At 70.4% G+C, this 355-nt stretch carries 1 protein-coding gene; it reads left to right on the forward strand.

The window, feature by feature from the left end; genetic code table 11:
* Positions 1-160: 160 nt before the first annotated feature.
* On the forward strand, positions 161-355 hold a 195-nt coding region (locus H483_RS38620; RefSeq protein WP_152427916.1), incomplete at its 3' end, for a hypothetical protein.

Genomic DNA, 355 nt, shown 5'->3' on the forward strand with positions numbered 1-355 from the left:
ACCACACTCATCATTATTGATCCGATCAATACCCGGGGTCACTATCCCGCTCCGGGGTCGGATGCACAAGTGCCGCACCCGATCAGAAAGCCCGGGCTGCCGAGAGGGGCCGAGTCGGAGGGTCGGCGGGGAACGCACGAGTCGGCAGAGGAGGGGAACGATGGAACCACGACGAGCGGCACAGCGCGATGCACAGCGCGGAGCCGGGGCCGAGCGAGTCGCGCCGCGGCACGTGGACCGGATCGCGGGGGCCCGGCTGCAGGGCGGCCGGGTGGTCGACGTGGACATCGTCGACGGGGTGGTCGTGGCCGTGACGGATGCGGGGACCACCCCGACGCGCGTTGGTCCTACCGGG

The sequence above is a fragment of the Dietzia sp. UCD-THP genome (genome assembly GCF_000349585.1).
GTDB classification, from domain to species: domain Bacteria; phylum Actinomycetota; class Actinomycetes; order Mycobacteriales; family Mycobacteriaceae; genus Dietzia; species Dietzia natronolimnaea_A.